1 pseudogene is annotated in these 251 nt (G+C 47.0%); it reads right to left on the minus strand.

Annotated features, from left to right (window positions below):
• Positions 1 to 157, minus strand: a pseudogene (locus tag ACXAF9_RS18215) (IS30 family transposase); the annotation flags it as partial.
• Between the last annotated feature and the right edge of the window lie 94 nt (positions 158 to 251).

Below are 251 nucleotides of genomic sequence, written 5' to 3' on the forward strand. Positions count from 1 at the left end.
TGATGTATTGGCGCAGCAGTCCGTTGAAGTTTTCATTCAATCCTCTCTCCCACGAAGCATACGGGTTCGCAAAATACACATCGGCTCTCAGGGCATTAGCAACAGCCTCGTGGCCGCAAAACTCAAGTCCGTTATCCGCTGTGATGGTATGCACGTAATGAGTCGCCCCTGAAAAATACGTAACCGTATGATTTATAGTGGTTTATAATGCGGTTCGATTATGGAAAACCCGCTTTTTTTGCCCTTCAGGG

The organism is Neptunomonas sp. ABH4_499, assembly GCF_056160565.1.